Raw genomic sequence first — 1,058 nt, 5'->3', positions numbered from 1 at the left:
TAACGAGCTCGTGCATGGTTGGTGGTGAGACGTCGAGGTCGTGATCGTTGATCATGGTCGTGTGGTGGGGAATGCGGCTCGTGCAGTGATCATCAGCAACCGACGGATCACGGGCCTGACGGCTAGCGTGATCGCTGAACTCGTCGCCGAGGTCGGCCCGTTGTGGCATGAGCGTCACCAGGCCAGGCTTGCCTCCCGGCCGCGGAAGCGGGCCGTGGGCGCTGGCGCGAAGCATCAGCTGGTGTTCGTCGACCGGCTCCTGGCCGCTCTCGTCCATCTCCGCCACGGGACCACGCACGACGTGCTGGCCTGCTGGTTCGGTGTGGACCGCTCCACCATCACCCGGGCCATCGGTGAGGTGCGGCCCCTGCTCGCCGAGCGGGGGTGCACCATCGACCCCGACGTGCGGCTGCGAACCTTGGCCGAGGTCATCGACCATCTCGGCGCGACCGGCATGACCGGCATCATCGACGGCACCGAGATCCGAGTCCGCCGCCCGGCCGTCGGTCGCACGGACCGGGACAAGTTCATCTCTGGCAAAAGCAAGCAGAACGCCGTCAAGGCCATGGTGGTCACGGATGAGGACGGACGGGTGCTGTTCTGCAGCCCGGCCAGGCCCGGTAGCTGCGCGGACATCACCCAGGCCCGCCAGTTAGGGCTGGTCAAGCTGCTGGCCGGAGGGCCCGTGGTGGAGATCCTCGCGGATGCCGGCTACCAGGGCCTGGGAGCCCAGACCGGCGGGCGCGTGGTGACACCACCGCACCGCAAGTTCAAGAAGAACGCCCCGGACTGGTACGAGGAGATGCATGAGCGGCAGCGAAAGGCGCATTCCTCGCGACGTATCCGGGTCGAGCACGGCATCGCCCACCTGAAGAACTGGCGGGCCCTGGCCCGCCACCTCGGTCGCCGCGAACACATGAGCGACACCGTTCAGGCGATCGCTGGCCTGCTGTCCCATCAGCAGACCGCGGACCTGAACCCGACACGGCAGGTGTGAACACCGAGCCCTGCCGAAGGCGTCGACGTCTCACCACCAACCATGCACGAGCTCGTTAGGC

The 1,058-nt window shown here is 67.4% G+C and carries 1 protein-coding gene; it reads left to right on the top strand.

The window, feature by feature from the left end:
- Nucleotides 1-214: 214 nt before the first annotated feature.
- On the top strand, nt 215-997 hold the full coding sequence (locus tag J5X86_RS50170; RefSeq protein WP_308125001.1) for a transposase family protein: 783 nt from the start codon (nt 215-217) through the stop codon (nt 995-997).
- Nucleotides 998-1,058: the final 61 nt, after the last annotated feature.

Origin of the sequence: Streptomyces sp. NEAU-YJ-81 (genome assembly GCF_017592595.1) — a bacterium.
Classification (GTDB): domain Bacteria; phylum Actinomycetota; class Actinomycetes; order Streptomycetales; family Streptomycetaceae; genus Streptomyces; species Streptomyces hygroscopicus_B.
The sequence above is the reverse complement of the archived record's forward strand: the minus strand, read 5'-3'. Positions and strand labels throughout refer to the sequence as shown.